The sequence below is a fragment of the Variovorax sp. DAIF25 genome (assembly GCF_050711835.1).
Lineage (GTDB): Bacteria > Pseudomonadota > Gammaproteobacteria > Burkholderiales > Burkholderiaceae_C > Variovorax.
This window is the reverse complement of record NZ_CP136637.1, coordinates 859,402-885,552: the sequence shown is the minus strand read 5'-3', so window position 1 is coordinate 885,552 and position 26,151 is coordinate 859,402. Positions and strand designations below refer to the sequence as shown.

Sequence of the window (26,151 nt, the reverse complement as noted above, 5' to 3'; positions counted from 1 at the left end):
CATTCCATTCAACGAGAAGCAGAGCAACCATGAGCAATGTCGAACCCCTCCGTTCCGAAGTCCGCGATGGCATGCGCATCGACTGGGACGTGCCCATCGTCATGGACGACGGCCTGGTGCTGCGCGCCGACGTCTTCCGCCCCGAGGCGCCGGGCCGCTACCCGGTGGTGCTGACCTGCGGCCCGTACGCCAAGGGCCTGTCGTTCCAGGAGGGCTATCCGAGCGCGTGGAACGGCATGGTGCTGGAGTTCCCCGAGGTCGGCGCGGGCTCGACCAACAAGTACCAGAGCTGGGAGGTGGTCGACCCCGAGAAGTGGGTGCCCGACGGCTACGCATGCGTGCGCGTGGACTCGCGCGGCTGCGGCCGCTCGCCGGGCTTCGTCGACCACTTCTCGGCGCGCGAGACGCAGGACTTCTTCCAGGCCATCGAGTGGGCCGGCGTCCAGCCGTGGAGCAACGGCAAGGTCGGGCTCAACGGCATCTCCTACTACGGCATGAACCAGTGGCAGGTGGCCTCGCTGCAGCCGCCGCACCTGGCCGCGATGTGCATCTGGGAAGGCGCCTCGGACTGGTACCGGGACGCCACCCATCACGGCGGCATTCTCAGCACCATGTGGGCCAACTGGTACGACATGCAGGTCAAGACCGTGCAGCACGGCCTCGGCGAGCGCGGTCCGCGCAGCAAGGTGCACGGCGACACGGTGTGCGGTCCCGAGACGCTGTCCGACGCGCAGCTGCAGGCCAACCGCTCGCAGTTCGGCGACGACATCCTCGGGCATCCGCTCGACGACGCCTGGCACCGCGAACGCTCGGCCGTGTGGGACCGGATCCGCGTGCCTTTCCTCTCGGCCGCCAACTGGGGCGGGCAGGGGCTGCACACGCGCGGCAACTTCGAGGCCATCGCGCGCGCGGCCTCGCCCGAGAAATGGCTCGAGGCGCACGGCCTGGCGCACTGGACGCACTTCTACACCGACTACGGCGTGCAGCTGCAGAAGCGCTTCTTCGACCACTACCTCAAGGGCGAGGCCAATGGCTGGGGCGAACGGCCCAAGGTGCAGCTGCAGGTACGTCACGTGGACCGCTTCGTCGAGCGGCAGGAGCACGAGTGGCCGCTGGCGCGCACCCGCTGGACGCGCTACTACCTGCACTTCGGCGACCATTCGCTGCGCACCGAGCCGCCCGCCGCGCCGGCCACGGCGGACTACGAGGCGCTGGGCGACGGCCTGACCTTCATGTCGCTGCCGCTGGCGCATGACACCGAGATCACCGGCCCCTCGGCCGCGCGCTTGCGGCTGTCCTCGTCGACCGCCGACGCGGACGTGTTCCTGGTGCTGCGCGTCTTCACGAGCGACCTGCGCGAGATCACCTTCCAGGGTGCGCTCGATCCGCACACGCCCGTGGGGCAGGGCTGGCTGCGGGCCTCGCACCGCAAGCTCGATCCGCGGCTCAGCCAGCCCTACCGTCCCTACCATCCGCACGACGCGCTCGAACCGCTCGAGCCCGGGCAGCCCGTGGACCTCGACGTGGAAGTGCTGCCGACCTCGATCGTGGTGCCGGCCGGCTACCGCATCGCGCTGTCGGTGCGCGGCAAGGACTACGAGTGGCAGGCGAGCACCGGCCTGAAGCTCTCGAACCTGAAGAACGAGCTCAAGGGCTGCGGCCCGTTCCTGCACAACGATCCGCGCGACCGGCCCGCGGAGATCTACGGCGGGCGCAACACGCTGCACTGCGATCCGGCCGACCCGCCCTTCATCCTGCTGCCCGTCATTCCCGACTAGGAACGGCGGGACACGTACCGGCGCCACAACCACAAGGAGACAAGACATGAGCATCGATCGCCGCCAATTCATCGCGGCCGCGGGCAGCGCCGCGGCACTGGCCAGTTGCCCGCCGCTGGCGCGGGCGCAGTCCGGGCCGATCCGGCTGGGCCTGCTGACGATCCGCACCGGCCCGCTCGCCTCGGGCGGCCTCGACATCGAGCGCGCGCTGCAGCAGTACCTGCGCGAGCGTGGCCAGACCATCGGCGGGCGCAAGGTCGAGCTGGTGGTGGCCGACACCGCCGGCGTGCCGGCCACCGCGCGCACCAAGGCGCAGGAGCTGGTGGAGCGCAACAAGGTGCACGCGCTCACCGGACCGATGGCGGCCTTCGAGGCACTGGCCATCGACGACTACGTCCGCCAGCAGCAGGTGCCCACGCTGTGGATGCCCGGCGCCGAGGACATGACGCAGCGCAAGACCAATCCCTGGGCCGTGCGCGCCACGGCCACCTCGGCCCAGTGCTCGCATCCGATGGGCGACTACTGCGCGAAGGTCCTCAAGTACAAGCGCATGGTCGTGATCGCCGACGACCTGGCCTTCGGCCACGAGACCGTGGGCGGGTTCCAGCGCGCCTTCGAGGACGCCGGCGGCAAGGTCGTGCAGCGCCTCTTCTCGCCGCTCACGGTGCCGGACTACGGCAGCTACCTGGCGCAGCTCAAGACCGACGCCGACGCGATCTTCATCGGCTTCGCGGGCTCCAACGGCTTCCGCTTCCTGCGCCAGTTCAACGAGTACGGCCTGGCGGGCAAGCTGCCCGTGGTGGGCAACATGACGGCGCTCGAGGAGTCGGTGCTGCGCAACATGGGCGACGAGGCCCTCGGCGTGCTCACCGCCTGCTGGTACTCCGCGGAACTCGACAACGAGGTGAACCGCAAGTTCTCGGCCGCCTTCCGCGCCGAGACGCGCTACGACCCCGGCCTCTACGCGGCCATGGGCTACGTCAACGGCGCCGTCTTCGAGGCGGCGGTGACGGTCGCCAACGGCCAGGTCGAGGACAAGGCGGTCTTCATGAAGGCGCTGCGCGAGGTGAAGCTCGCCAGGACCGCGCGCGGGCCGGTCTCGTTCGACGCCTACGGCAACGTGGTGGGCGACGTCTACATCCGCAAGGTGGTCCGCAAGGAGGGCCGCCTCGTCAACTCGGTGATCGACACCTACCCGAACGTGAGCCAGTTCTGGAAGTACGAGCCCGCGGCCTTCCTCAAGGAACCGGTGTATTCGCGCAGCTTTCCGCCGGCCAGGCACCTGGAGAGCTGAGCGCATGCCCTCGACGCAATTCATGGTGCTGCAGGCGCTCAACAGCCTCTCGCTGGGCGCGGTGCTGTTCCTGCTGTCCTCCGGCTTCTCGCTGATCTTCGGCCTGATCCGCACGGCGAACCTCTCGCACGGCGCCTTCTTCATGCTCGGCGCCTACCTCGGCGTGATGGTGTTCAGCCGCGTCGCGAGCCTCTGGCTGGCCGTGCTCGCGGCCGGCGTCGCGCTCGGCGTGCTCGGCGCGCTGGTCGAGCGCTTCCTGATCCGGCGGCTGGCCGGCAACGCGCTCAACCAGGTGCTGGCCACGCTGGGGCTGTCGTTCATCATCGCCGACGCCTGCCTGCTGCTGTGGGGCGGCGACCCGATCCCGCTCGCGACGCCGGAGCTGCTGCGCAAGCCGCTGGTGGTCTTCGGCATGGCCTTTCCCGCCTACCGGCTGTTCCTGCTCGGCGTGGCGGCCGCGATCGCGCTGGCCCTGCACCTGATGATCGACCGCACCCGGCTGGGCGCCATGATCCGCGCGGGCGTCGACGACATGCCGATGGCGCGCGCCGTCGGCGTGCCGGTGTCGCGGCTGCTGACGCTGGTGTTCAGCCTCGGTGCCGCGCTCGCGGGCATCGGCGGCGTGCTCGGCGCGCCGATCCTCTCGGCCTATCCGGGCATGGACGCCGACATGCTGCCGCTGGCGCTGATCGTCGTGATCCTCGGCGGCGTGGGCAGCCTGCTCGGCGCCTTCGTCGGCAGCTTCGTCATCGGCGCGATCTACACCTTCGGCACCGCGCTGCTGCCCGACCTCGCCTACGTGATCCTGTTCCTGCCGATGATCCTCGTCATCGCCTTCCGCCCGCGCGGCCTGTTCGGGAGGATCGCCGCATGAGCCGCACCGTCATGGGCTGGCTGGCGCTGCTGGCCGCGCTCGCCGCCATGCCCTGGGTCGCGGGCGAGTACTACGTCAACCTCGCGACGCAGATCCTGATCGCCGCGCTGTTCGCCTCCAGCCTCAACATCCTCGTCGGCTACGGCGGGCTGACCTCGCTCGGCCATGCCTCGTTCCTCGGCATGGCGGCCTACGGCAGCGCATGGCTGACCACCTCGCAGGGCCTCGATGCCTGGACGGCCGCGCCGCTCGCGCTGGCCGCCGCGGTGCTGACGGCCGCGGTGTTCGGCTGGATCGCCCTGCGCGCCAGCGGCATCGGCTTCCTGATGATCACGCTCGCGTTGAGCCAGGTGCTCTGGGGGCTGGCCTACCGCTGGTCCTCGGTGACCGGCGGCGACAACGGCCTCGCCGGCCTGGGGCGGCCTTCGCTGCCGGGGGTGGACCTGAACGCCTCGACGCCGTTCTTCTACTTCACGCTGGCGGTGGTGGCGCTCGGGATGGCGGTGCTCATGGTCTTCGTCGCCTCGCCGTTGGGCACCTCGCTGCGCGGCACGCGCGACCAGCCGCGGCGCATGGCGGCGCTGGGCCACGACGTCTGGCGGGTGCGCTGGATCGCCTTCGTGTTCGTCGGCTTCCTCGGCGGCGTCTCGGGCCTGCTCTATGTCTATTACCACAAGTACATCCATCCGAGCTCGCTGGCACTGGGCTCCTCGGCCGAAGCCCTGCTCGGCGTGATGACCGGCGGCACCGGGACGCTGGCCGGGCCGGTGGTGGGCGCGGCGATCGTGCTGCTGCTCAAGAACTACGTCTCGGGCTATGTCGAGCGCTGGAACATGTTGCTGGGTTTCGTGTTCGTGTTCATCGTCGTCTGGATGCCGCAGGGCGTGGTGCCCGGCGTGCGCCGCCTTTTCGGCGCGGCGCGGGAGGAGCGGCCATGAACGCGCCCGCGCTCGAGATCCGCCATCTCGCGAAATCCTTCGGCGGGCTGCCCGTGACCCAGGACGTCTCGCTTGCGATCGCGCAGGGCGAGCGGCGGCTGATGCTCGGTCCGAACGGCGCCGGCAAGACCACGCTGTTCAACCTGATCGCCGGCGACCTGCGCAGCGATGGCGGCGAGATCCGCATCTTCGGCCAGGACGTGACCACGCTGCGCAGCGATCAGCGCGCGCAGCTCGGCCTGGCGCGCACCTTCCAGATCATCACGCTGTTCGACCGCGACACCGTGGCGCAGAACCTGATGCTGAGCCTGCTCGGCCGCTCGCCGCTGCGCTGGACCGCCTGGCGCCCGATGCGCCCCGAGGCCGGCTTCGGCGAGCGCGCGCAGGAAGCGCTCGAGATGGTCGGACTGCAGGACTCCGCGCGGCGCCGGCTCGGTACCTTGTCCTATGGCGAGAAGCGGCGCGTGGAGATCGCGATGGCGCTGGTGCAGCGGCCCCGGCTGCTGCTGCTGGACGAGCCGCTGGCCGGCCTGTCGCAGGGCGAGCGCGTGGCGATCCGGCAGTTGCTCGACCGCATACCGAGGGAGACCACGGTCGTGATGATCGAGCACGACATGGACGTGGCCCTCGACTTCGCCGACCGCATCACCTTGCTGCACTACGGAAAGATCCTGGTCGAGGGCACGCGCGCGGAGGTGGTGAACCACCCCAGGACACGGGAGATCTATCTTGGCCAATGAAACGGCATTGACGCTGGCCGGCGTGGACGCGCTCTACGGCGACAGCCAGGTGCTCCACGGCGTGGGCTTCTCGGTGCGCGCGGGGACCGTGCTGGCACTGCTCGGGCGCAACGGCGCGGGCAAGTCCACCTGCATCGGCAGCATCATGGGCTTGCTGGCCGGCGGCCGCGGCCGCATCGCGTTGTTCGGCGAACCGATCGAGCGCGCGAGCCCCGAGCGCATCGCGCGCCTGGGCATCGGGCTGGTGCCGCAGGGCCGGCGCGTGTTCGCCACGCTGTCGGTGAAGGAGAACCTCGATGTCGCGAAGCAGCCGCCGCGGCACGCGGGCTGCACCGCATGGACCATGGCGCGCGTCTTCGAGCTGTTCCCGCGCCTGTCCGAGCGGCGCCACCAGGCGGCCGGTTCGCTGTCGGGCGGCGAGCAGCAGATGCTGGCCATCGCGCGCGCGCTGATGGGCAATCCGCGCGTGCTGCTGCTCGACGAGCCCTCGGAAGGGCTCGCGCCGCAGATCGTGGCCGAGGTCTCGCGCACCATCGCGCTGCTCAAGGCCGAGGGGCTGACGATCGTGCTGGTGGAGCAGAACCTGCGGCTGGCCGTCGAGCTGTCCGACGATGCCGTGGTCATCAACACCGGGCACGTCGTGTTCGCGGGCAGCACCTCGGCACTGCGCGCGGACCCGGCCCTGATCGAACACCACCTCGGAATGCACTGAACCGCCATGATCATCGAGATGCGCACCTACACCCTTCGCCCCGGCAGCACGGCGGAGTACTTCCGGATCTACGAGGCCGAAGGCCTCGCGCTGCAGCGAAGCATCCTCGGCAACTACCTGGGGTCGTACCGCACCGAGATCGGGCCCTTGAACCAGGTGGTCCACCTGTGGGGCTTCGACAGCCTCGACGAGCGCCAGTCGAGGCGCGACCGGCTCGCGGCCGATCCGCAATGGCAACGCGCGGTGGACCTGTTCATCGGCTTCTTCGTGGCGCAGGAGAGCAAGATCCTGCTGCCTGCGGCGTTCACGGGGCCGATCGCGATGGCTGGGGCGTGATGGCTTGCGCGATGCGGCGGGTCCGCGGTGCGGCGAGCGCGGCCCTGCCGCCCTGAATACAGCGCCCGCCTACAAGCGCCGTGCTCCGGCACTGACGGGTCCCCACCCGCCCGGCCCCCACCATCGGTCCCCATGCGCCGGGCCTGTTGCCCGGCAAGCACCAGGAGCCGCACATGACGAAAAAAATAGGATCGCTGGCAGCCGGTGCTGCCCTGCTGGGATCGTTCTTCCTCGCGATCCTCGCGCCCATGGCCTGGGCGGTGGAGAAGGACGATGCCGCCGGCGCCACGGTCATCCAGACCGCCGCGCCGGCCTGCGAGGCCACGGCCGCGCACGACGGCGTCTTCACCAAGACCTGCCTCAAGTAGCCGTCATTCGGCCTTGATGCCCCGCTCCCGAACCACGCGGCCCCACTTGGCGGTCTCGGACTGGATGTACTGGGTGAACTGCTCGGGCGTGCCGCCCACCGGGTCGATGCCGGCCTCGCCGAGCTTGCGCCGGATCTCGGCCGGCGCGATGGCCTTGAGATAGGCGGCCTGCAGCGCCTGCACCACGGCATCGGGCGTGCCGGTGCGCACGCTGAAGCCCTGCCAGCCCTCGACCTCGAAACCCTTCACGCCCTGCTCGGCCACGGTCGGCACCTCGGGGTAGGCCGCGATGCGCTTGGCGCCGGCCGCGGCGATCGGCCGCAGCCGGCCCGACTCGATGTGCGGCCGCGCGGTGGCGCGGTCGAGGAACATCAAACCGACCTGGCCGCCCAGCAGGTCCTGCACCGCGGGGCCGCCGCCCTTGTAGGTGATGGCCACCAGCTTCATGCCGGTCTCGCGCGCCAGCAACTCGGTGGCGAGATGGTGCGTGGTGCCCACGCTCGGCGAAGCGTAGTTCAGGCCCTCGGGCGTGCGCGCGGCCAGCGCGATCAGTTCCTGCAGGTTGCGCACCGGCAGCGTGTTGGGATTGACCACCAGCAGGAAGTCGAACTTCGCGGTCATGGTCACGGTGCGCAGGTCCTTGAGCGGGTCGTACGACAGCTTGTCGAACATCGCCGGGTTGACCGCGTAGGTGGTCATGTCGCCGAGCAGGAAGGTGTGGCCGTCGGGCGCGAGCTGCTTCGCCACGGCGGTCGCGCCGATGATGCCGGAGGCGCCGGGGCGGTTGTCCACGATCACCGGCTGGCCCAGCACCTCGCCCATGCCGGGCGCGACCAGGCGCGCGAAGAAGTCGGTGCCGCCGCCGGCCGGGTAGGGCACGATCAGGCGGATCGGCTGGCTGGGCCAAGTGCCCTGCGCCGCGGCGCCGAAGGCCGCGGGGGCCAGGGCGCCGGTGGCCAGGAGCGAAAGCAGGGTGCGTCGTTGCATGGGGGGCTGTCTCCTTGTTCGTTGGAATGTCAGGCCGCGAGATCGCGCCGCAGGATCTTCGCGAAGGCCGCCGCGAGCTGGCCGCGCGCGCTGTCGCTGCGGCCCATCGCGCGCCAGGCCACGTGCTGGTCGGGCCGCACCAGGATCGCGCCGTCCGAAGAGACACCGCGCAGGCAGCGCCAGGCTCCTTCGACGTCGCGCACCGCGGCCGTGTCGTGGATCTCGACGATGTCCACCGGCAGGCCCGCACCATGCGCCAGCGTGGCCGCGGCATCGGCCCAGGCCGAGCCCTGGCGGCCGGTCAGCAGCGTGAAGCGGCCCGGGCGCACCAGGTCGAGCGTGGAGATCCTCTTGCCGTCGCGCTCGAGCCAGGCATGCGGCAGCCGGTGGCCGGGCCGCGTGGTGGGCACGTAGGTCTGGCCCAGCGGATCGCGCTCGGGCGTGGGCGTACCGTCGGGCATCACCGCGCCGAGGTCGTAGTGGTAGCCGAGCTCGATGTCGTGCGCCTGCCATTCCATGCGTTGCACTTCCATGATCTGCGCGAGACGCGCGCGCCGCGTGCGGCCCTCTGCGTCGTCGGCGAAGTAGCGGCGGAAGTTCGCCTGGCTCAGCTCGGCATTGCCGCGCACCAGGCCGATGCCGGCATCGGTGAGCTGGTGGTTCTGGAAGGTCATCAGCGCCCACTGGATGTTGAACGCGGCCACCGGGCGGCGCTCGGCCTCGTAGCTGTCGAGCAGGCTGTCGTGCGCCTCGCCCTTGAGCACCGCCGCGAGCTTCCAGGCCAGGTTGTGCGCGTCCTGGATCGCCGAGTTCAGGCCCAGGCCGGTGGTCGGCGGATGGCGGTGCGCGGCATCGCCCGCGAGCAGCGCGCGGCCCCAGCGGTAGCGGTCGACCAGCACGCCCTCGACCGTCCAGTGACCGATGCCGATGATGTCGGGATGCAGGTCGGGGATCTTGAGCAGCTCGCGCATGCGCGGCAGCAGCGACGACTCCTCGAAGCGCGAGGGATCGTCGGGCCGGAAGCTGAAGTGGAACATCCACTCCTCGGAATGCCGGCCGAAGCGCGTGGGCCCGAGCTGGCCCAGCACGCCGCTGGCCCAGGAGCCGCCCTCGGGGTTGACGAACCAGGTGGTCATCGAGTGGTCGTCGTCCCAGTACTTCGAGAGGTCGGCGCGGAAGTAGACCGTGACCATGTGCGCGAGGTCGGTCGCGCCGCTCATCACCGCGCCCAGCGCCGGGCCCACGGTCTTGCCGCCGTCGGCGCCGATCAGGTACTTCGCGCGCACGCGGTACTCCTCGCCGCTGTCGCGATCGAGCACGCGCGCGGTCACGCCGTCCTCGTCCTGCTCGAACGACTGCAGCTGATGGTGGTAGCGCACCTGCGCGTTCGCCTCGGCCGAGGCCAGCTCGCGCAGCAGTGGCTCCATGCGCACCTGCGGGTAGAGCGTCGATTCGCAGGGGCTGTCCTTCGCGTAGTGCTGCGCGAGCGAGCCGCCGCCGAAGGATTCGATGCGGTAGAAGGTGCGACGGTCGAGTTCGCCGTCGCCGGCCAGCGTGGTGCACCAGCGGATGTGCGAGATGTGGGCCAGCGGCATCGAGCGCTCGTAGACGCGCTCGGCCACCTCGAATTGGCGCAGCAGCTCCATGGTGCGCTGGCTGATGTAGCGCGCCTTGGGCAGCCGGCCCGGCGCCGGATGGCGTTCGATCAGCAGGCTGGCGATGCCCTGGCGCGAGAGGAACAGCGAGGCCGCGAGGCCGCAGCCTCCGCCGCCGACGATGAGAACGGGAACGTCGATGTCTTGCATGGTCATTTCTGGAGCGTGGGATCGGGGCAGGAGGTGCGGGCGGTGATGCGCGCGAACAGCGCGCGGTGGCCCTGCGTCATCGCGGCATCGGTGTCGCCGCGCTGGCGCGCCAGCGCCTCGGCGAGTTCGCGCCAGTCGGCGGGCGAGAGGTAGTCGGCGGCCACGGGCAGCACGTAGCTTTCCTCGACCTCCATATGGCCGAGGTAGACGGTGGCATGCGTGTGCAGCAGCAGCTGGAAGGATTCGCGGTGCACCTCGCCCATCAGCTCCCAGGCGGTCAGCGCATGCTCGAGCTCGCGCACCGACGATTCGCCGCGCTCGTGCTCGGCCTCGAGCCGGGCCAGCACCGGGCGCAGCGCCGGGCAGCGCTCGCGGATCTTCGGGAACAGCAGCTCGCTCTCGCTCGCGTGGTGCATGCGCGCGGGCATCTCGTCGAGGTAGAACAGCATGGCGCGCAGCTCGTCGAAATCGGGCCGGCGGGCCGAGCGGCGCGCCTGCTCGACGCTGTCGCCCAGGGCCCGCAGCACCGTCGCGAGGGCCTGGTGATCCTCGAGGATCAGCTGGACGGCGGAGGGTTGGAGCAGGGGCGGCATCGGTGCGACTCGGGCATGGCCTCATTGGGGCACAGCCGGGCGCCGGGGTCAGTCCCGCTGCAGGGGACGCTCGAGGGGGCTAGTGCAGCGCGCGCGAGGCCATGGTCTGGAAGCGCTCCGCGCTCCAGCGGCCCCAGCGCGCGAGGTACCAGGTCAGCAGCTCGCGTTCGCTGCCGATCACCAGCCGCTGGTAGGCGCGCTTGCGGTAGGTCTTCACGGTCTCTTCGCTCACGGCGAGGTCGAGCGCGATGCCGACCGAGGACAGCCCGTAGAGGATGCGCGCGCAGACCTCGGCCTCGCGCCGCGGCAGCGGGCTGGTCGCCACGATGCAGTTCTCGATCTCGTCGAGCGTGGTCAGCGCCTGCGACACGTCGGGCCGGCTCTGGCAGACGTCGGCATGCTTCGAGAGCATCGCCAGCAGCAGCTCGGCCGCCTGCGCGAGGCGCTCGATGCCGTCGTGCGCGAACGGCGTGTGCGGGTCGGCGCGCAGCACGCTGAGGCCGAAGGCGCCGTTGGTGCCGCGGCCGCACAGCAGGATGCGGTCGCGCACGTGCGGATAGACGCGCGGGCGCAGGTCGTCGTACTCGTGGTCGCTGAAGTCGACGTGGATGATGGTGGCGGCCGCGCCGTCGACGCGGCGCTGGGCTTCCGTCATGGCCGGGTCGTGCTTCCACAGGCCCTGCTTGACGTAGCTCTCGACGCGGTCGCGCGCGGTCCGCTCGGGCTGCACGCAGCAGGCCGCCACTTCGCGCAGCTCATCCTGGCCGAGGCGAAAGGCCGCGAAGTGATCGGCGCCGCACAGCGCATGCAGGTAGTTCGCGAGCGCGGGGGCGAAGCGCTCGCTGCCCATGCCGTCGACCAGGCGCGCGAGCTGCGCTTCCGAGGTGGAGGCGACCGGGGGCCGGTCCTGGATCGTCACCGTCATCATCGTTGTCTCCTGGGGTGCTGCCATGCGCCTTCGAGGGCGCTCGCTGCCCGGACTTCTGTGTTCCGGGCAGGTTTCAAATTCCGTAATCAGATTACGCTCATCGAAATCCTGACTGTGTGAGGAGAAACCCTCCGCTGCGCTGCGGCAGGCGGTTTCAGCCCCAACCCATGCGGCGCGAAACGTCCTCGGCGCGCGCCGACAGCACGGTCGCCACATGGCCGTCGAGCCGGGTGTCGATCAGGCCGGCCGAGCCCATCACGGTGATCACGCCGGCCACCGCGCCCGCGTGGTCGAAGATCGGCGCCGACACGCCGTGCAGCCCCGGATTGAGGTCGCCCTGGATGCGCGCGAGCTTGCGCTTGCGCACCGACTCGAACAGTGCGTCGACATCGGCGCGCGTCATCCGGCCGGCCGCCGGGTTCGGCGTCGCGCCCGGATGCGGCACGCCCGAGAGCTCGCGATCGATCAGCGGCGCCGTGACCGAGGCCGGCAGGTAGGCGCCGAAGATGCGGCCGGTGGAGGAGGTCAGCATCGGCATCACCGAGCCGGGGCGGCCGCTGATGATCAGCGCGTCGTTGGTTTCCTCGAAGCGCACGAAGGTCGGGCCGGCCGCGCCCCAGACCGCGAGGCCGACGGTGAAGCCGAGCTCGTCGCGCAGCTCGCCGAGCGTGGGCGAGGCCACCTGCACCACGTTGAGCCGGCGCAGCGCCGCGAGGCCCAGCCGCACCGCCAGCGGCCCGAGCCGGTAGCCGCCGCTGGCGGCATCGCGCTCGGCCAGCCCGTTGCGGCAGAAGCTCACGAGGTAGCGGTGCGCCTTCGGCGGCTGCATCTCGGCGCGCTCGGCCACGGTCTTGAGCATCAGCGGCGCGCCGGTGTCGATCAGCGCGGACAGCACGCGCACCGCGGTGTCGACCGCCTGCACGCCGCCCGCGTCCTCGTCGCCGGCACCGGGGCCCGCGCCGGTCGTCTCGTCGGCGCCATGGCCGGACTTCGCATCTTTCAGGGGGGAGGGCGGGACCATCCGCACGAGACTAGCACGCGCATAGTCGCTGCCTGCCCCCCTGCGGCGGGACAGACAGCCGCCGCGCCATGGCTATGGTGGCGGCCATGATCCACGAACTGCGCCTCTACGCGGTGGCACCGGGCCGCATGGCCGACGTGCACGACCGCTTCAACCGCCACTTCCCGGCCCTGTTCGAGAAGCATGGCGTCGACTGCGTCGCGCGCTGGCAGGCCGTGGCCGGCCCCGACGCGCCGCGCTTCGCCTACCTGATGGCCTACCGCGACTATGCGCACCGCGAGGCCGTGTGGGCCAGCTTCTATGCCGATGCCGAGTGGTGGCGCGTGCGCGCCGAGACCAACGCAGGCCACGAGATGGTGGAGCGCCACGACCTGTTCTTCCTGAAGCCGAACGCGGCCTGGCCGGCGCTCGCGGGGGCCGAGGCCGCGGAGCCCGTGGGCGGCCTGCACGAGCTGGTGCAGCAGCAGATCGCGCCAGGGCAGAACGCCAACGCCAATGTCTTCCTGCACGAGACCTGGCTGCCGCGCGTGCGCGAGGCCGGCGCGCGCGTGCTCGCGGTGTGGGACATGGCGGCCGGCGCCGGCATGCAGAAGATCGTGCTGCTCTACGCCTGGCCCGATGCCGCGGCCTGGCATGCCGGCCGCCAGCGGCTGGACCGCGATGCCGCGCTGCAGGCCGAGTTCGCGGCGCAGCGCGCGCGCCATGGCACGGCGCTGTTCCAGCGCGCCGAGGTCAACCTGCTCGAGCCCGCGCCGGGCGCGACCCTTCGCGCCGGGCTGGGCCGCATCGCCTGATGCCGCCGCTGAAGATCGCGCTGGTGGGCGGCAGCGGGCGCGTGGGGCGCCACATCGCGCTCGAGGCCGAGCGGCGCGGCCACCTGCTGCGGTCGTTGCCGCGTCCCGAGTTCGACGTGTTCGATGCGGCGGCGCTCGCGCGCGGGCTGCAGGGGCGGGACGTGCTGGTCAGCGCCTATGGCGCGCCGGCCGAGGTGGCGCAGCTGCTGGTGCGCGCCACGGCCTCGATGCTGGAGGCCGCGCGCATGGCGGGCGTTGCACGCATCGTCACCGTGGGCGGTGCCGGCGGCCTTGCGGTGGCGCCGGGCCGGCGGTTGGCCGACACGGCGGACTTCCCGGCCGAGCTGTTGCCCAAGGTGCGGGCGCACGAGGAGGCGGTGGTCCTGCTCGCGGCCTCGGGGCTCGACTGGACCTGCCTCGCGCCGGCCGCGCGCATCGCGCCGGGCGAGCGCACCGGCCGCTACCGCTGCGCGGTCGGGGCGCTGGTCAGCGATGCGCAGGGCCGCAGCGGCATCTCGTATGCCGACTTCGCCTGCGCGCTGGTCGACGAGCTCGAGGCCCGGCGCCATTCGCGGCAGCTGGTCGGCATCGGCGATTGACCCGCGGGCCGCTCAGGGCACAGCCAGCGGATCGGCCCGGCAGGGCTGCAGCAGCACCGTGCCGCAGGCCGGATAGGCCGCGGGCCCCTTGACGTCCTCGAGCACGCCGAAGCGCACCAGCGAGTCGTACTTCGCGGTGTGCAGCACGTGGATGCGCTGCTTCAGCGAGTAGGTGTCGAACACCATGCCGCCGGTCTGGGCCGGCGTGTCGATCCAGATGCGCAGCCGCGAGCCCTGGCGGAAGTAGTGGCCCATCCTGTGCAGCTCGACGCGCGCGAGCACCGGGCGTCCGGGCAGCAGCGCCTCGAGCTGGTCGGGCTGCTCGAGATGCACGGGCAGCAGCGGCGTCGAGCGCGCCGCGTCGAGCCGGCGGTTCGACAGCCGCAGCCAGCCGCGCTGCACGTAGGTCTCCTGCCCGTCGGGCCGCAGCTCGGTGACCGTGACCTGCAGGTCGGCATCGCCGCCGTCGGCCGTGACCCAGAGGTCGGCGCTGCCCGATCCGTAGACCAGCATGTCGGCGGCCAGCGGCGCCGAGGTGTAGGCCAGGCTGGTCTTCTTCCAGTCGGCCGGTAGCGCGCCCCAGAAGCCGTTGCCCGCCACGTCGTTGACGGCCACGCCAACGCCCGGGTAGTCGTAGCCGTCGGCCGCGCCCGGCACGGCCTGGGCGGAGAGCACGCCGCCCGCGCCGAGGCGGAACTCGCGCACCGCGAGGTCGCCGGCCTGGATCGGGCCTTTCCGCACCACCCAGCGCGGCACCGGCGCGGCGCGCTGTTCGAGCGGCGTGCGGCCACCGCCCGAGGCTTCCATCCACACGGTGGTGCGCGGCGTGTCGCGCTCGAAGCCGTTGTCGCGGCCCTTCACGAAGCGGTCGAGAAAACGCAGCGCGGTGGCCTGGAAGGCGGTGGCGAAGTACATGTCGTGGCGGCCGTTCGACTGGAAGCGCCACAGCTTCGCGGGATCGAGCTTCGCGTGGTAGTGGCCGCCGCGCGCCGTGATCGCCTGGTCCTGGAACGACTCGAAGGACAGCACCGGCACCTCGATGCGGTCGGCATGGCGCGACAGGTCGAAGCTGTTCATGTAGTCGTCGCGCAGCGGATGCGAGAGGTAGAGGTTCATCACCGAGCGGTGCTCCTCGGCCGCGAGGTTCTTCTCGATCTGCGCCAGGCAGCCCGCGTCGCCTTCCTCCTTCGCGGTGCCTGCCACCACCTGGTGCCAGTAGGCGCGGAACACGACCCGGAACGGCGTGATGAAGCCGGGCTGCAGCACGCCGCCGGGCATCAGCGCGTCGCGGTAGTCCACCAGCGGCACGCCGGGCACGATGGCGCGCAGGTGCGGCGGCCGGAACTGCGCCGCCGCGAGTTGCGAGGAGCCGCCGTAGGAGGCGCTGACCATGCCCACGTTGCCGTCGGACCAGGGCTGCGCGGCCGCGAACTCCACCGCCTCGGCACCGTGCCGGCCGAGCTGCGGGCGCGTGTACTCGAGCGGGCCGTTCGAGCAGCCGGTGCCGGCCGTGTTGACGCCCATCACCGCATAGCCGGCCTCGAGCAGCCGCTGGTCGAGGTCGAGCGCCATCGAGGTCTGGTGCTTGAGGTAGGCCGAGCCGCCGATCGAGCCGGCGTCGTAGCCGTTGACGGTCAGCGCCACGGGAAAGCGGCCCGGGCCCTTGGGCAGCAGCACGGTGTAGCGCAGCCGGTGGCCGTCGGCGGTGGCGATGTAGCCCGTGAGGCGGCGGTCCCAGAACGGCGCCGCGGGGCCCTGTTCGGGAAACGCGAAGGGGCGCGCCACCGGCAGGCCGGTGTCGGGGTCGAGCTTCGCCTCCTGCGCATGGGCGCACAGCGGCGCGGCACATGCTGCGGCGAGCGCGAGCAGTGTCGCGATGGTCGTTTTCATGGTTCGGTGTCCTCGAGAAATGTCCGCGAGGGCTTGGCGCTTGCGCGCGCGCCCTTCTCGCCCTTTGCGCATGATGCCCATGGCGCAGCGGTGGCACCCCCCCGAAAGTGAGAGGGGCGGGTCTGGCTTCCAGGCAACGCCGGCGCCGCTCCCGCCCCGCGTGCGCGCCCTATTTGCCCCGCTTCGCCTTCGCCGCGCTCTTCGTCACGTTGAGCGCCACCGCTTCCTGGATCAGCGCCTTGAAGGCCTGCGCATCGACCGTCTCGCCTTCGCCGATGTCGATCGCGCGCCGCGCATTGCCCTCGAGGCTCGCGTTGAACAGGCCGGCCGCGCCCGCGAGCGAGGCGCCCTTGGCGAAGGTCAGCTTCACCTTCCCTTTGTAGGACTCGCCGGTGCAGACGATGCCGTCGTGCGACCAGGTCGGCGTGCCCATCCACTTGAGCTCCTCGACGATGTCCGGGTCGGCCTCCTTGATCAACTGCCGCATCCGGCCCAGGGTCTGGGTGCGCCAGTCGCCGAGCTCGGCGATCTTCTGGTCGATCTGCGCGGAGATCGCGGGGTCGGTGCCCGACTCGGATTTCTTCATGGGTGCTCCTGGCTTTCTTCCATAGGGCCGGGCGGATCCGGGCCCCCTGCGTGGGAACGCATTCTGCATACGCGCGGCGCATGCCGGAAGAAAAGCGCCGTGGGCGCGCGGCCTCAGCCGATGGTCCGCGGCTGCGCCGCCGCCCGCTGCCGCAGGCTCAGCGCGAAGCCCGCGCCGATCGCCAGCAGCGCCGCCGCGCAGGCCAGGAACACCGGCCGCGTGCCGATGCGGTCCACCGCCGCCGAGGCCACGGCCACGCCGAGCGCGATGCCGAGGAACATGGTGGAGGCGAACAGGCTCACCGCGGTGCCGCGCAGCGCCGGCACCATCTGCGTGGCATGGGTCTGCAAGGTGCCGTGCAGCGCGTAGAAGCCCAGGCCCGCCACCAGGCAGGCCGGCAGCGCCAGCGCCCAGTGTTGGCCGAGCGCGAGCGCCAGCCAGCCCAGGCCCAGCGCGATGCCGCCGCCCAGCACCAGCCCGCCTTCGCCAAATATCGCCAGCAGCCGGCGCGCCGCGAAGGCATAGAAGAAGCCGCCCACGCCATAGAGCGCCACCACGCCCGCCGCGCTCGAGAGCCCGAGGCCGTATTCGCGCACCAGGAAGGCCGGCAGGAAGACCAGGCCCGAGAAGGCGAAGGCGCCCTCGGCCATCACCACCAGCAGCATCCAGCGCGCCCAGGGCTCGGCCAGTACGCGCAGGATGTCGCGCAGATGCCCATGGCCGTGGCCGGAGGGCGCGCGCACCGGCTCGGCGCGCACTTCGCGGTTGAGGCTGATCGCGAGTCCGCCGAGGCAGAACACCACCGCGAGCAGCGCGAACACCGCGCGCCAGCCCAGCCATTCGGTGAGCACGCCCGACACCCACTGTCCGGCGATCATCCCGCCCAGCGACAGCATCAGGAAGCGCGCCAGCACCGGCTGCCGCTCGGCATAGGGCACGGTGTCGCCGACCCAGGCCAGCACCAGCGCGATGATGCCGGCCGCAGCGGCGCCGGCGAGGAAGCGCGCCACCACGAGCATCTCGAGGCTCATCGCCACCAGCGCGAGCAGGTTGCCGGCCACGCAGCCCAGCGCCGCGAAGCCGATGGTGCGGCGCTTGCCGAAGCGGTCGCCGAGCGGGCCGAACAGCAGCTGCAGCAGCCCATAGGCCACCGCGTAGACCGACACCGTGAGCGCCGCGCGGCCGGTGGTGACGCCGAAGGTCTGCGCCAGCGCGGGCAGCATCGGATCGCAGACGCGCATCATCGCGCTGCTACAGCAATGCACCGTGGCCAACGCCGCCAGGCCACCGGGCCGCACGCGGGTCATCGGGCCTGCGCGTCCTGCTTCTCGAAGCCGGGGCGGGGAATCAGCGACAGCCAGGCGGTGCTGAGGCCGCCGTCGACCAGCAGGTCCTGCCCGTTCACGTAGCCCGAGCGCGGGCTGGCCAGGAAGGCCACCACCTCGGCGATGTCCTTCGGCCCGCTGATGCGCCCGGCCGGTACGATGGCCTCGCGCTTCGCGAGCACCTCGGGCTGGGCGTAGATGCCCTCGGTGAGCGGCGTGCGCACCATCGCCGGGCTCACCACGTTGCTGCGGATGCGGTGCTCGCCGAGCTCCACCGCCAGCAGCTGCGACAGCATCTTCACGCCCGCCTTGCTGATGCTGTAGGGGCCGCTGTAGGGCTGCGGCACGCGGCCAGAGATCGAGGCCACGTGCACCATGCTGCCGCCGCCCGCGGCGATCATCTGGCGGCCGAAGGCCTGCGCGCACAGCAGGAAGCCGTCGAGGTTCACCGCCATCAGCCGGTGCCAGCGCTCGATGTCGATGTCCATCAGCGCCGCGGCGTAGATCGTGGCCGCGTTGTTCACCAGCACGTCGCAGCGCCCGAGCTCGCGCTCGACGGCGGCCGCGGCGCGTTCCACGTCGGCCTTGTCGGTGATGTCGCAGCCCAGCGCGATCGCGCGTGCGCCGCTTTCCGCGATGTCGGCGGCGGCGCGGGCCGCGCCCGCTTCGTCGCGGTCGAGCAGCGCCACCCTGGCACCCACCGACGCGAGCTCGCGCACGATCTCGATGCCGATGCCGCCGGCCGCGCCGGTGACCACGCAGACCTTGTCTTCCAGTTGCAGCCAGTTCGCGGTCATGGCGTCAGACCTGCGGGTTGGCGATGCGCAGCACGAGGCCGTCGAGCGCCGCGCTCATCACGAGCTGGCACGAGAGCCGGCTCGTGGCCTGGCGCGGCGCGGCCGTGTAGTCGAGCATCTGGTCCTCGGTCGAGGCCATGGCGGGCAGTGCGTCCGCGGGGCCGTCTTCCACGAAGACATGGCAGGTGGCGCAACTGAGCGAGCCGCCGCAGTCGCCGACGATCTCGTCGATGCCGTGGTCGCAGGCGGCGCGCATGAGGTTGGTGCCGACGGGAACGTCGACGTCGCGGCGGGCGCCGTCGGCGCAGATGAAGGTGGCCTTGGTCATGGCGCCACTGTCGGGCGCGCTCGCCGTGGTGTCAGTCCCCTCGGAGGGGACGGGCGCGCCGCGGCACTCCTGCGCACACTCGCGGCATGCAATCCATCGCCATCCATCGCCACGGCGGGCCCGAGGTCCTCGAAGCCCTGAACCTCGAACTGCCGCCGCCCGCGCCGCGCCAGGTGCGCGTGCGCCACACCGCCATCGGCCTCAACTTCTCCGACATCAACGTGCGCAACGGCGGCTTCTACCTCGGCCGCGGCCCGCGCTTCCCCGTCATCCTCGGCAACGAGGCCGCCGGCGTGGTGGAGGCCGTGGGCGCCGAGGTCTCCGAATGGCGCGCGGGCGACCGCGTCGCCTATGCCGGCACCGGCGGCCTGTTCTTCCAGGACACCGGCGCCTACGCCGAGGCACGCAACCTGCCGGCCGACTGCCTGGTGCGCCTGCCCGACGACATCGACGACCGCCAGGCCGCCGCCATGCTGCTCAAGGGGCTGACCGCTTCGGTGGTCATCCACCGCTGCCACCGGCCGCAGCCCGGCGACACCATCCTCGTGCATGCCGCCGCGAGCGGCGTCGGCAGCCTGCTCGCGCAATGGAGCCGGCACCTGGGCGCCACCGTGATCGGCACCGTCGGTTCGCAGGCCAAGGCCGAGTTCGCGCGCGCGCACGGCTGCGACCACACCATCCTCTATCGCCAGGAGGACTTCGTGGCCGCCACGAAGCAGCTCGCGCCACAGGGCCTGGCGGCCGTCTTCGACGGCGTCGGCAAGGACACCTTCATTCCTTCCTTCGACTGCATGCGGCCCTTCGGCGCCGTGGTGAACTACGGCAACGCCTCGGGCCCCGTGCCGCCCTTCGACCTGATGCTGCTGGCGCAGAAGGGCTGCCTCGCGCTGCACCGGCCGGGCTTCGGCTTCCATGCGATCACGCCGGAGACGCGGGCCGAGGCCTGCGGCGAACTGTTCGACCTGGTGCGCAGCGGCGCGCTGAAGGTCGAGGTGAGCCGGACCTATGCGCTGGCCGACGCGGCGCTGGCGCATGCGGATGTGGAGCAGGGGAGGACGGTGGGGTCGGTGTTGTTGATACCGTGAAGTGATCGTCCGGGCTGAGCTTGTCGAAGCCTCGCGCAGCGCTTTGCCGCATCGACGCGGCGGTATTCTCCTTTCATGAACTACAAGGTTTCGACCGATCGAACGGTGACGTGGCAGGAGTTTGGTGCCCTGATGGAATCGGTGGGGTGGGGCTCGGGGTACGACGAAGCGGCGTTTGCCAGTACGAGCCGGGCCTATCCGCTGATTGCCCATGCACGTTCCGACGAGGGGGTGCTCCTCGGCTATGTCTCGGCGTTCAGCGATGGCGCATTCAGCACCATGCTGGGCGAACTGCTCGTGCATCCTTTGGCACGAAGCTCCGGCATCGGACGATCCCTGCTGCGTACGGTCGAGGCCGAGTTTCCCGGCATTCCGATCTACGTGAAGGCGCTGGGCGAAGCCAAGCGGTTTTTCGAGGCATGCGGCTATCGCAGGCCCCGGACCGAGATGACGGTTTTGTTCAAGGTGCCGGGTCCATCCCACTGCATCTGAACGGTATTGACCTAAGCCCTGGGCGTCGGCTCCGGGCCGACGAAGACCCGACGCGTTCTCCCCACCGAGAGCTGCTTGCCCGAAACTGCGTCGAAGTCCTTCGCGCTCACCCTCGCTTCCACATCCTCGACCGCCACGCCATCGAGCTTCACGCCGCGGCCCTGGATCAATCGCCTCGCTTCTCCCTTGGACCCGGCGATGCCCGCGCTCACCATCAGCTCGACCACGGCCACGCCCTCGCGCAGTTGCTCTGGCGTGAGAAAGAGCGCCGGCATGCCTTCCGGTACTGCGCCCGCGCCGACGGAACCGCGTGCCTCTTCGGCCGCCAGCCTCGCCGCTTCGGAACCATGGGCCAGCGCCGTCGCCAGCGTGGCCAGCTCATGCTTCGCCTCGTTGAGTGGCGCGCCGGCGAGCGTCTCCCACCGCGCGATCTCCTCCAGCGGCAGGTCGGTGAACAACCGAAGAAAGCGCACGACGTCGCCGTCCTCGGCGTTGCGCCAGAACTGCCAGTAGTCGAAGGGCCGCAGCCGCGCCGCGTTGAGCCATACCGCGCCGGCCGCGGTCTTGCCCATCTTGGCGCCGGAGGCGGTGGTCAGCAGCGGGGCCGTGAGTCCGAAGACCTCCTGCCCGCTCGCGCGCCGCACCAGGTCGACGCCGCTCACGATGTTGCCCCACTGGTCCGAGCCGCCGAGCTGGGCCTTGCAGCCGAAGCGCCGCGACAGCTCGAGGAAGTCGTAGGCCTGCAGGATCATGTAGTTGAACTCGAGGAAGCTCAGGCTCTCCTGCCTTTCCAGGCGCGACTTCACGCTGTCGAAGGCGAGCATGCGGTTCACCGAAAAATGGCTGCCCACTTCGCGCAGCACGTCGATGTAGCCCAGGCCATCGAGCCAGTCGGCGTTGTTGACCATGACGGCGTCCGAAGGGCCGTCGCCGAAGCGCAGGAAGCGTTCGAACACGGCGCGGATGCCGGCGATGTTCGAGGCGATCTGCGTATCGGACAGCATGGGCCGCGCCGCCGACCGGAAGCTCGGATCGCCGATGCGCGTGGTGCCGCCGCCCATGAGCACGATCGGCTTGTGGCCGCACTGCTGCAGTCGGCGCAGCGCCATGATCGGCAGCAGGTGACCGACATGGAGGCTGTCGGCGGTGGCATCGAAGCCTGCGTAGATGGGCACCGCGGCGCCGGCCAGCAGGTCGTCCAGGCGCGGCAGGGCCGTGCACTGATGAACGAAGCCGCGCTGCATGAGCGCCGCCAATGCGGGTGAACGAGGCTGCGCCTGTGCAGCGGATGAAGTCGAAAGTGTTGTCATCGGGGCTCTCCTGGGTTGAATGCCGCAAGGAGGACCGCCGAAAAAACGAATGCCGCCTTGCGGCGGCATCGTCAGCTCATGACCAAGCGTGCCGCCTATCGATAGGCGGCGTAATACGCGACGGGGGCGTGGAAGGGCGAGGTCATGAGGGCGATGATAGCTTGCCGCAGTCGAGGCAGGCGTCTAGCATGCCGTTCGTCCGCAACCACACAGCCCAGGGGAGGCACCATGGAACTTCATACCGCGCGCATCTTCGTCCAGGACCTCGGCGATGCCGCCCGTTTCTACGAACAGACACTGGGCCTGCCGCTGAAGGCCGACGGGCGCGAACATGGCTATTGCGTGTTCGGCTCGGGGCCGTTGAGCCTGGTGGTCGAACGTGTCGACGAGGACGCCCCGACGGAAGACCAGGTGCTCGTGGGACGCTTCACGGGGTTGTCCTTCGACGTGAAGGACATCGACGCGAAGTACAAGGAACTCTCGTCGCTCGGCGTCGCGTTCAGCGGGCTTCCCGAGCGGCAGCAATGGGGCGGGATTCTCGCGACGCTGCGCGACCCGGCGGGCAACGAGATCCAGATCGTGCAGCAGCCCTGACGGCACGGCCCAAGGAAAGAAAACGTGCCGAAGAAATTCTTCAACCTGCGCTTCGACAGCGAATCTCCGCAGGACTCCGTGGGCGGGGCCTATCTGGCGCCCGAGGGCCAGGGCCTGCCGTGTTGCACCCGGTGCGACCGGCAGATGATTCCCTTCCTTCAGTTCACGCTGCCTCGCGCGGCCGAGCTTCCGTTTGTCGACGGAAGCAGGCTGTCGGTGCTCATGTGCCCCGAGCACAACGAGATCCCGAGCTTCGAGTCCTTCGAAACGCTGCCGCCGGCCTACTGGGACCAGGGCGAAGGCCACTGGTTCGCATCGCTCGAAAAGCCGCGGCCCATGCATCGCGTGCCCAGTCCCCCCGTTCTGCAGACCGCCGAACTCGTGGTGGCCGATGCGCCCGACGACGAGTACTACCGCATCGCGGTGGGTGGCGAGCCCGAGTGGGTGCAGGACGAAGAACGCTTCACCTGTTCCTGCGGTTCGCCGATGGAATTCGTGTGCCAAGTCAGCGACAGCTTCCAGTTTTTCAAGCTCCCCGATGCACCCGAGCAGCCCGACGGCTCTTCGGCCCGAGGCTATGTGCTGTTTCTGGGCAACGAGGTCTACGTGTTCGCATGCGCGCGGCAATGCGATCCGCGGGCCGTGTGGGTCACGGTGCAGAACTGAGCGCGCCCTCTCTGCGCTTGCGCGCAGCCGTGGCCTCTGCCTAGCCGCCCGAGCGCCGTCGTCCTACCTGCTCGCCACCCCTGTTTTCCTAGAGTGCATTCACTGCAGCCGCACAGGGCGGCTCGGTGACAAAGACACTCAACCAGACAGGGGCCTTCTCATGAAAAAACATCTTCTCGTTCTCGCCATCGCATCGAGCTTCTTCGCCATGGGCGCAGCCAACGCGGCCGACGGCATGACCAAGGACCAGTACAAGGTCGCCAAGGAAAAGATCGAGGCCGACTACAAGGTCGCCAAGGCCCAGTGCGACACGATGAAGGACAACGCCAAGGACGTCTGCGAGAAGCAGGCCAAGGGCACGGAGAACGTGGCCAAGGCCGAACTCGAACAGCAATACAAGCCGACCGCCGGCCACGCCAAGAAGGTCGCGGAAGAGAAGGCCACGGCCACCTACGAAGTCGCCAAGGAAAAGTGCGATGACCAGTCGGGCGACGCCAAGAGCGCTTGCGTGAACCAGGCCAAGGCCGATCACGACAAGGCCAAGGCCGACATCAAGGCCATGAAGGGCTGAGAAAGCCCATGAAGGCGCCCGTGCAAGCGGGCGCCTTGCAGGGGCAGCAGCCGCTGCAGGCCTAGCGTTCGCCGGGCCAGATATCCCGCATCCGCTCTGCTTCCTGCGCGAATTGCTCGGCCAGGAAGTCCAGCAGCGCCCGCACCCGCGGGACGATGTACTGCGTGGCATGCCGTATCGCGTACACACCCGGTTCCTTCGCCACGTACTCCGGTAGCAGGATCCGAAGCCGGCCGCACCGCACATCCTCGGCCGCGTCCCAGATCGTCTTGCGCGCGATGCCTCGTCCCGACAGCGTCCAGGCGCGCGCGAGTCCTCCATCGTTCGTTTCCCATGCATCGGCCATCGGCACCGTGTGCTGCCAGGTCTCGCCGCCTCGCGCGAAGTGGAATTCGTTGAGCGGCCCGGCCGCGGTCACCAGCACGATGAAGCGATGGCCCGCGAGCGCCTCGGGCGTGCGTGGCGTGCCGTGGCGCTCCAGGTAGTCGGGCGAGGCGCAGAGCACCCGGCAATTGGGTGCCAGCCGCCGTGCGACCAGGGCACTGCTCTCGGGCTGCCCGAAACGGATCGCGAGGTCGACGTTGTCCTGGTGGAGGTTCGACACCGAGTCGGTCAAGGTCAATGCCACCCGGACGCCGGGATGAAGGCTCGCGAACATGTCCAGCCACCGATCGAGCACCTGCCGCCCGAAGTCGGTGGAGGCCGAGATCCTGACCTTGCCCTGCACCATGCCCTGCCCCTCGCGCAGCAGGGCTTCCACCTCATGGATGCTCTGCAGCGCGACCTCGCAGTGCGCCAGATAGAGCCGGCCTTCCTCGGTCAGCCGCAGGTGCCGGGTCGTGCGGTCGAGCAGCTTCGCGCGCAAGGCCGTCTCCAGCTTTTTCAGCCGGGCACTCGCCGCCGCGGGCGACAAGCCCAGCTTGCGTCCGGCGGCGGAGAGGCTGCCTGTCGAGGCCGTCTCCGCGAACAGGCGCATGTCGCCCCATCGATCGGTTGCCATCTTTCACTTGGATTTGAAGTTCATTCAATTTTCCGCCCAATTATCAAAGTTGGAGCGCAGCCGCACACTGCCGGCTTCCGTCCTGGCTGGCCAGGGCCCCGCACACAGGAAGCATCCGACATGACACGAGCCATCGGCGCCGCAGCGCGCCCCAGCGACCTTTCCTCCGAGCCGGATGCGGCCACGCGGCTGCCCTGGGCCGCGCTGCTCGCGCTGACCCTGACCAGCTTCATGGCCACGGCGAACGAGGCGGTGCCCGCGGGCCTGCTGCCGCAGATCGCGCGGGGCCTGGGGGTGTCCGAGGCCTGGGCCGGACAGTTCGTCACGCTGTGCGCGCTCGGCGCCGGATTGGCCGCCATTCCGCTCACGGCGGCCACCCGGGCGTGGTCGCGCCGCAAGGTGCTGCTGCTCGCGCTGGCCGGGTTCTGTGCCTGCAATGCCGTGACCGCGCTCTCCACCCACCTCGCGCTCTCGCTGGCTGCGCGCCTCGTCGTCGGCCTCGCGACCGGCCTGGCCTGGAGCGAACTGGCGACCTGTGCCCGGCGCCTGGTGCCGAGCCGCCTGCAAGGTCGCGCGCTGGCGATCGTCATGGTCGGCATTCCACTGGCCCTGTCGTTCGGCGTGCCGCTGGCGGCGTGGCTCGGTCGTCAGATCGGCTGGCGCTGGATGTTCGGCGGCATGTCCGCGATCGGGCTGGTGCTGGTGGGCTGGGTGCGCGCGAGCGTTCCGGACCTGCCGGGCCGGGACAGCGGCGAGCGGGCGGACTATCGCCGGGTGCTGGCCACGCCCGGTGTCGGGCCGGTGCTGCTGATCGTCATGCTCTGGATCTTCGCGCACTACCTGCTCTACACGTACATCGCGCCATTCCTCGCGCAGCGCGGCCTGCTCGACCGACTCGATACCCTGCTGCTGAGCTTCGGGCTGGCCACGGCCATCGGCCTCTGGGGCGTGGGTTGGCTCGTCGACCGCCACCTGCGCGCGTTGCTCCTGGGGTCGCTCGGCACCTTCGCGGCGGTCGGCGTGGCGCTGGGAGAGGCCGGTTCATCCTTCACGCTCGTGTTCATCGGCGTGTGCGTGTGGGGATTGAGCTTCAGCGGCGCGCCCACGCTGCTGCAGACCGCGCTGGCCGATGCGGCCGGAGACGCGTCCGACATCGCGCAGTCGATGCTGGTCACGGTCTTCAACCTGTCGTTCGCGGCCAGCGGACTGTTGGGAGGCGTGCTGCTCGGCACCGTGGGCAGTGCGGTGTTTCCCTGGCTCATGGCGGCGTTGGCATGCGCGGGAGCATGGGTGGCGTGGCGCTTTCGGGCTAGCGCGTTCCCTTCGGACCGGCGTCGCACGTCGACGCGCTGAGATCGGGTCCTGGCCCGGTGCTGACAGCGGGGGGCCCGGAACAGGCACTCGGCTCTATGGCACGATGCGCGCCAAGAAACCCGAAGACGAGGAGACCGCCATGTCCTTGCTGCGACGCTTGCGCGGAGAGCCCCGATTCGCGATGCCCTGCCTTGGCAGAACCTTGACGCTGTATCGGCAGGGCTCGCAGCTCGGATTGCTCACCGGTCTGGGGACTGTTGCGCTGTTCAATCTTCCCTGGCATCTGGTGGTGGGAGGCGAGGAAGTGGCCCGGCCCTTGGTCGCCATTGCCGGGGCTTATCTTGCTGCGACGCTCATCGCGTCGCGTGCGCCGGTCGAGATGGATGCGCGTGACGCCGCGTCTCGCTGGCTTTGACTACCGCTGCC

29 protein-coding genes are annotated in these 26,151 nt (G+C 70.3%); 17 read left to right on the top strand and 12 right to left on the bottom strand.

Annotation, left to right across the window (positions count from 1 at the left end; translation table 11 throughout):
* The first annotated feature begins 29 nt into the window (after positions 1–29).
* The 8 genes from R0232_RS38250 to R0232_RS38215 all read left to right on the top strand — a co-directional run bounded on the left by R0232_RS38250 (position 30) and on the right by R0232_RS38215 (position 7,040).
* The gene (locus R0232_RS38250; RefSeq protein WP_431514385.1) at positions 30–1,778 is read left to right on the top strand and encodes a CocE/NonD family hydrolase; all 1,749 of its coding nucleotides are present in this window, start codon (positions 30–32) and stop codon (positions 1,776–1,778) included.
* Between the two features lie 46 nt (positions 1,779–1,824).
* Positions 1,825–3,072: an ABC transporter substrate-binding protein gene (locus tag R0232_RS38245; protein ID WP_431514384.1), complete on the top strand. Its 1,248-nt coding sequence runs from the start codon at positions 1,825–1,827 to the stop codon at positions 3,070–3,072.
* Positions 3,073–3,076: 4 nt separating this feature from the next.
* Positions 3,077–3,946 (top strand): branched-chain amino acid ABC transporter permease, encoded by an 870-nt coding sequence (locus R0232_RS38240; protein ID WP_431514383.1) that lies wholly within the window; start codon positions 3,077–3,079, stop codon positions 3,944–3,946.
* Positions 3,943–4,884 (top strand): branched-chain amino acid ABC transporter permease, encoded by a 942-nt coding sequence (locus R0232_RS38235; RefSeq protein ID WP_431514382.1) that lies wholly within the window; start codon positions 3,943–3,945, stop codon positions 4,882–4,884. The genes R0232_RS38240 and R0232_RS38235 overlap by 4 nt, the downstream gene beginning before the upstream one ends.
* Complete coding sequence (locus R0232_RS38230; RefSeq protein WP_431514381.1) at positions 4,881–5,624, top strand: ABC transporter ATP-binding protein; 744 nt, start codon at positions 4,881–4,883, stop codon at positions 5,622–5,624. Before R0232_RS38235 ends, R0232_RS38230 begins: the two co-directional genes overlap by 4 nt.
* On the top strand, positions 5,614–6,336 hold the full coding sequence (locus R0232_RS38225; RefSeq protein ID WP_208514081.1) for an ABC transporter ATP-binding protein: 723 nt from the start codon (positions 5,614–5,616) through the stop codon (positions 6,334–6,336). The genes R0232_RS38230 and R0232_RS38225 overlap by 11 nt, the downstream gene beginning before the upstream one ends.
* Positions 6,337–6,342: 6 nt before the next feature.
* Positions 6,343–6,672: an NIPSNAP family protein gene (locus R0232_RS38220; protein ID WP_431514380.1), complete on the top strand. Its 330-nt coding sequence runs from the start codon at positions 6,343–6,345 to the stop codon at positions 6,670–6,672.
* A 173-nt stretch (positions 6,673–6,845) separates the two neighbouring features.
* Positions 6,846–7,040 carry a hypothetical protein gene (locus R0232_RS38215; RefSeq protein ID WP_143129235.1) on the top strand — a complete coding sequence of 65 codons (195 nt, stop codon included), beginning with the start codon at positions 6,846–6,848 and terminating at the stop codon, positions 7,038–7,040.
* Between the two features lie 3 nt (positions 7,041–7,043).
* On the opposite strand, the gene R0232_RS38210 is transcribed toward R0232_RS38215, so the two are convergent.
* The 5 genes from R0232_RS38210 to R0232_RS38190 form a co-directional block, all read right to left on the bottom strand.
* A complete protein-coding gene (locus tag R0232_RS38210) occupies positions 7,044–8,027 on the bottom strand; it encodes a Bug family tripartite tricarboxylate transporter substrate binding protein (RefSeq protein ID WP_431514379.1) in 984 nt (327 codons plus the stop codon).
* Positions 8,028–8,056: 29 nt separating this feature from the next.
* Positions 8,057–9,838 carry an FAD-dependent monooxygenase gene (locus tag R0232_RS38205; protein WP_431514378.1) on the bottom strand — a complete coding sequence of 594 codons (1,782 nt, stop codon included), beginning with the start codon at positions 9,836–9,838 and terminating at the stop codon, positions 8,057–8,059.
* The gene (locus R0232_RS38200) at positions 9,835–10,425 is read right to left on the bottom strand and encodes a hemerythrin domain-containing protein (RefSeq protein ID WP_093347053.1); all 591 of its coding nucleotides are present in this window, start codon (positions 10,423–10,425) and stop codon (positions 9,835–9,837) included. The genes R0232_RS38205 and R0232_RS38200 overlap by 4 nt, the downstream gene beginning before the upstream one ends.
* A 79-nt stretch (positions 10,426–10,504) precedes the next feature.
* Positions 10,505–11,350, bottom strand: coding sequence for a helix-turn-helix transcriptional regulator (locus R0232_RS38195; RefSeq protein WP_296785943.1), 846 nt, complete (start codon positions 11,348–11,350; stop codon positions 10,505–10,507).
* A gap of 157 nt (positions 11,351–11,507) precedes the next feature.
* A complete protein-coding gene (locus R0232_RS38190) occupies positions 11,508–12,374 on the bottom strand; it encodes an IclR family transcriptional regulator (protein WP_431514377.1) in 867 nt (288 codons plus the stop codon).
* 86 nt (positions 12,375–12,460) lie between these two features.
* Between R0232_RS38190 and R0232_RS38185 the strand changes: the two genes are divergently transcribed.
* Both R0232_RS38185 and R0232_RS38180 read left to right on the top strand, forming a co-directional pair.
* On the top strand, positions 12,461–13,168 hold the full coding sequence (locus tag R0232_RS38185) for an NIPSNAP family protein (RefSeq protein ID WP_431514376.1): 708 nt from the start codon (positions 12,461–12,463) through the stop codon (positions 13,166–13,168).
* Positions 13,168–13,767 carry an NAD(P)-dependent oxidoreductase gene (locus R0232_RS38180; RefSeq protein ID WP_431514375.1) on the top strand — a complete coding sequence of 200 codons (600 nt, stop codon included), beginning with the start codon at positions 13,168–13,170 and terminating at the stop codon, positions 13,765–13,767. Before R0232_RS38185 ends, R0232_RS38180 begins: the two co-directional genes overlap by 1 nt.
* A gap of 12 nt (positions 13,768–13,779) precedes the next feature.
* On the opposite strand, the gene R0232_RS38175 is transcribed toward R0232_RS38180, so the two are convergent.
* From R0232_RS38175 to R0232_RS38155, 5 genes are all read right to left on the bottom strand, one after another.
* On the bottom strand, positions 13,780–15,657 hold the full coding sequence (locus tag R0232_RS38175; RefSeq protein ID WP_431514374.1) for a CocE/NonD family hydrolase: 1,878 nt from the start codon (positions 15,655–15,657) through the stop codon (positions 13,780–13,782).
* A 169-nt stretch (positions 15,658–15,826) separates the two neighbouring features.
* Entirely contained in the window at positions 15,827–16,243 is a 417-nt protein-coding gene (locus tag R0232_RS38170) for a DUF1801 domain-containing protein (protein ID WP_431514373.1), read from the bottom strand.
* Positions 16,244–16,356: 113 nt separating this feature from the next.
* Positions 16,357–17,550, bottom strand: coding sequence for an MFS transporter (locus R0232_RS38165; RefSeq protein WP_431514372.1), 1,194 nt, complete (start codon positions 17,548–17,550; stop codon positions 16,357–16,359).
* Positions 17,547–18,365 carry an SDR family NAD(P)-dependent oxidoreductase gene (locus R0232_RS38160; protein WP_431514371.1) on the bottom strand — a complete coding sequence of 273 codons (819 nt, stop codon included), beginning with the start codon at positions 18,363–18,365 and terminating at the stop codon, positions 17,547–17,549. Before R0232_RS38160 ends, R0232_RS38165 begins: the two co-directional genes overlap by 4 nt.
* Positions 18,366–18,369: 4 nt before the next feature.
* Entirely contained in the window at positions 18,370–18,693 is a 324-nt protein-coding gene (locus R0232_RS38155) for a 2Fe-2S iron-sulfur cluster-binding protein (RefSeq protein ID WP_057594183.1), read from the bottom strand.
* Between the two features lie 86 nt (positions 18,694–18,779).
* Between R0232_RS38155 and R0232_RS38150 the strand changes: the two genes are divergently transcribed.
* Both R0232_RS38150 and R0232_RS38145 read left to right on the top strand, forming a co-directional pair.
* Positions 18,780–19,778, top strand: coding sequence for a quinone oxidoreductase family protein (locus R0232_RS38150; protein ID WP_431514370.1), 999 nt, complete (start codon positions 18,780–18,782; stop codon positions 19,776–19,778).
* 75 nt (positions 19,779–19,853) lie between these two features.
* On the top strand, positions 19,854–20,270 hold the full coding sequence (locus tag R0232_RS38145) for a GNAT family N-acetyltransferase (protein WP_431514369.1): 417 nt from the start codon (positions 19,854–19,856) through the stop codon (positions 20,268–20,270).
* A gap of 11 nt (positions 20,271–20,281) precedes the next feature.
* On the opposite strand, the gene tyrS is transcribed toward R0232_RS38145, so the two are convergent.
* Complete coding sequence (gene tyrS / locus R0232_RS38140; RefSeq protein ID WP_431514368.1) at positions 20,282–21,580, bottom strand: tyrosine--tRNA ligase; 1,299 nt, start codon at positions 21,578–21,580, stop codon at positions 20,282–20,284.
* A gap of 228 nt (positions 21,581–21,808) precedes the next feature.
* On the opposite strand from tyrS, the gene R0232_RS38135 reads away from it, so the two are divergent.
* From R0232_RS38135 to R0232_RS38125, 3 genes are all read left to right on the top strand, one after another.
* Entirely contained in the window at positions 21,809–22,174 is a 366-nt protein-coding gene (locus tag R0232_RS38135) for a VOC family protein (RefSeq protein ID WP_093347087.1), read from the top strand.
* Between the two features lie 24 nt (positions 22,175–22,198).
* Positions 22,199–22,840 (top strand): hypothetical protein, encoded by a 642-nt coding sequence (locus R0232_RS38130; protein WP_431514367.1) that lies wholly within the window; start codon positions 22,199–22,201, stop codon positions 22,838–22,840.
* A gap of 160 nt (positions 22,841–23,000) precedes the next feature.
* Positions 23,001–23,411, top strand: a complete 411-nt coding sequence (locus tag R0232_RS38125) for a hypothetical protein (protein WP_057594179.1) — start codon at positions 23,001–23,003, stop codon at positions 23,409–23,411.
* A 61-nt stretch (positions 23,412–23,472) separates the two neighbouring features.
* Here the strand turns inward: R0232_RS38125 and R0232_RS38120 are convergent, their stop codons facing one another.
* Entirely contained in the window at positions 23,473–24,411 is a 939-nt protein-coding gene (locus tag R0232_RS38120; protein ID WP_431514366.1) for a LysR family transcriptional regulator, read from the bottom strand.
* A 120-nt stretch (positions 24,412–24,531) separates the two neighbouring features.
* Between R0232_RS38120 and R0232_RS38115 the strand changes: the two genes are divergently transcribed.
* Positions 24,532–25,764 (top strand): MFS transporter, encoded by a 1,233-nt coding sequence (locus R0232_RS38115; RefSeq protein ID WP_431514365.1) that lies wholly within the window; start codon positions 24,532–24,534, stop codon positions 25,762–25,764.
* Positions 25,765–25,864: 100 nt separating this feature from the next.
* Positions 25,865–26,140, top strand: a complete 276-nt coding sequence (locus R0232_RS38110) for a hypothetical protein (protein ID WP_431514364.1) — start codon at positions 25,865–25,867, stop codon at positions 26,138–26,140.
* The last annotated feature ends 11 nt before the right edge of the window (positions 26,141–26,151 follow it).

What these genes read in the sequence shown, in the direction of transcription:
- R0232_RS38250 (WP_431514385.1), top strand. Translation starts at nt 30, where the DNA reads ATGAGCAATGTCGAACCCCTCCGTTCCGAAGTCCGCGATGGCATGCGC.
- R0232_RS38245 (WP_431514384.1), top strand. Translation starts at nt 1,825, where the DNA reads ATGAGCATCGATCGCCGCCAATTCATCGCGGCCGCGGGCAGCGCCGCG.
- R0232_RS38240 (WP_431514383.1), top strand. Translation starts at nt 3,077, where the DNA reads ATGCCCTCGACGCAATTCATGGTGCTGCAGGCGCTCAACAGCCTCTCG.
- R0232_RS38235 (WP_431514382.1), top strand. Translation starts at nt 3,943, where the DNA reads ATGAGCCGCACCGTCATGGGCTGGCTGGCGCTGCTGGCCGCGCTCGCC.
- R0232_RS38230 (WP_431514381.1), top strand. Translation starts at nt 4,881, where the DNA reads ATGAACGCGCCCGCGCTCGAGATCCGCCATCTCGCGAAATCCTTCGGC.
- R0232_RS38220 (WP_431514380.1), top strand. Translation starts at nt 6,343, where the DNA reads ATGATCATCGAGATGCGCACCTACACCCTTCGCCCCGGCAGCACGGCG.
- R0232_RS38215 (WP_143129235.1), top strand. Translation starts at nt 6,846, where the DNA reads ATGACGAAAAAAATAGGATCGCTGGCAGCCGGTGCTGCCCTGCTGGGA.
- R0232_RS38210 (WP_431514379.1), bottom strand. Translation starts at nt 8,027, where the DNA reads ATGCAACGACGCACCCTGCTTTCGCTCCTGGCCACCGGCGCCCTGGCC.
- R0232_RS38205 (WP_431514378.1), bottom strand. Translation starts at nt 9,838, where the DNA reads ATGACCATGCAAGACATCGACGTTCCCGTTCTCATCGTCGGCGGCGGA.
- R0232_RS38200 (WP_093347053.1), bottom strand. Translation starts at nt 10,425, where the DNA reads ATGCCGCCCCTGCTCCAACCCTCCGCCGTCCAGCTGATCCTCGAGGAT.
- R0232_RS38195 (WP_296785943.1), bottom strand. Translation starts at nt 11,350, where the DNA reads ATGACGGTGACGATCCAGGACCGGCCCCCGGTCGCCTCCACCTCGGAA.
- R0232_RS38190 (WP_431514377.1), bottom strand. Translation starts at nt 12,374, where the DNA reads ATGGTCCCGCCCTCCCCCCTGAAAGATGCGAAGTCCGGCCATGGCGCC.
- R0232_RS38185 (WP_431514376.1), top strand. Translation starts at nt 12,461, where the DNA reads ATGATCCACGAACTGCGCCTCTACGCGGTGGCACCGGGCCGCATGGCC.
- R0232_RS38180 (WP_431514375.1), top strand. Translation starts at nt 13,168, where the DNA reads ATGCCGCCGCTGAAGATCGCGCTGGTGGGCGGCAGCGGGCGCGTGGGG.
- R0232_RS38175 (WP_431514374.1), bottom strand. Translation starts at nt 15,657, where the DNA reads ATGAAAACGACCATCGCGACACTGCTCGCGCTCGCCGCAGCATGTGCC.
- R0232_RS38170 (WP_431514373.1), bottom strand. Translation starts at nt 16,243, where the DNA reads ATGAAGAAATCCGAGTCGGGCACCGACCCCGCGATCTCCGCGCAGATC.
- R0232_RS38165 (WP_431514372.1), bottom strand. Translation starts at nt 17,550, where the DNA reads ATGACCCGCGTGCGGCCCGGTGGCCTGGCGGCGTTGGCCACGGTGCAT.
- R0232_RS38160 (WP_431514371.1), bottom strand. Translation starts at nt 18,365, where the DNA reads ATGACCGCGAACTGGCTGCAACTGGAAGACAAGGTCTGCGTGGTCACC.
- R0232_RS38155 (WP_057594183.1), bottom strand. Translation starts at nt 18,693, where the DNA reads ATGACCAAGGCCACCTTCATCTGCGCCGACGGCGCCCGCCGCGACGTC.
- R0232_RS38150 (WP_431514370.1), top strand. Translation starts at nt 18,780, where the DNA reads ATGCAATCCATCGCCATCCATCGCCACGGCGGGCCCGAGGTCCTCGAA.
- R0232_RS38145 (WP_431514369.1), top strand. Translation starts at nt 19,854, where the DNA reads ATGAACTACAAGGTTTCGACCGATCGAACGGTGACGTGGCAGGAGTTT.
- tyrS (WP_431514368.1), bottom strand. Translation starts at nt 21,580, where the DNA reads ATGACAACACTTTCGACTTCATCCGCTGCACAGGCGCAGCCTCGTTCA.
- R0232_RS38135 (WP_093347087.1), top strand. Translation starts at nt 21,809, where the DNA reads ATGGAACTTCATACCGCGCGCATCTTCGTCCAGGACCTCGGCGATGCC.
- R0232_RS38125 (WP_057594179.1), top strand. Translation starts at nt 23,001, where the DNA reads ATGAAAAAACATCTTCTCGTTCTCGCCATCGCATCGAGCTTCTTCGCC.
- R0232_RS38120 (WP_431514366.1), bottom strand. Translation starts at nt 24,411, where the DNA reads ATGGCAACCGATCGATGGGGCGACATGCGCCTGTTCGCGGAGACGGCC.
- R0232_RS38115 (WP_431514365.1), top strand. Translation starts at nt 24,532, where the DNA reads ATGACACGAGCCATCGGCGCCGCAGCGCGCCCCAGCGACCTTTCCTCC.
- R0232_RS38110 (WP_431514364.1), top strand. Translation starts at nt 25,865, where the DNA reads ATGTCCTTGCTGCGACGCTTGCGCGGAGAGCCCCGATTCGCGATGCCC.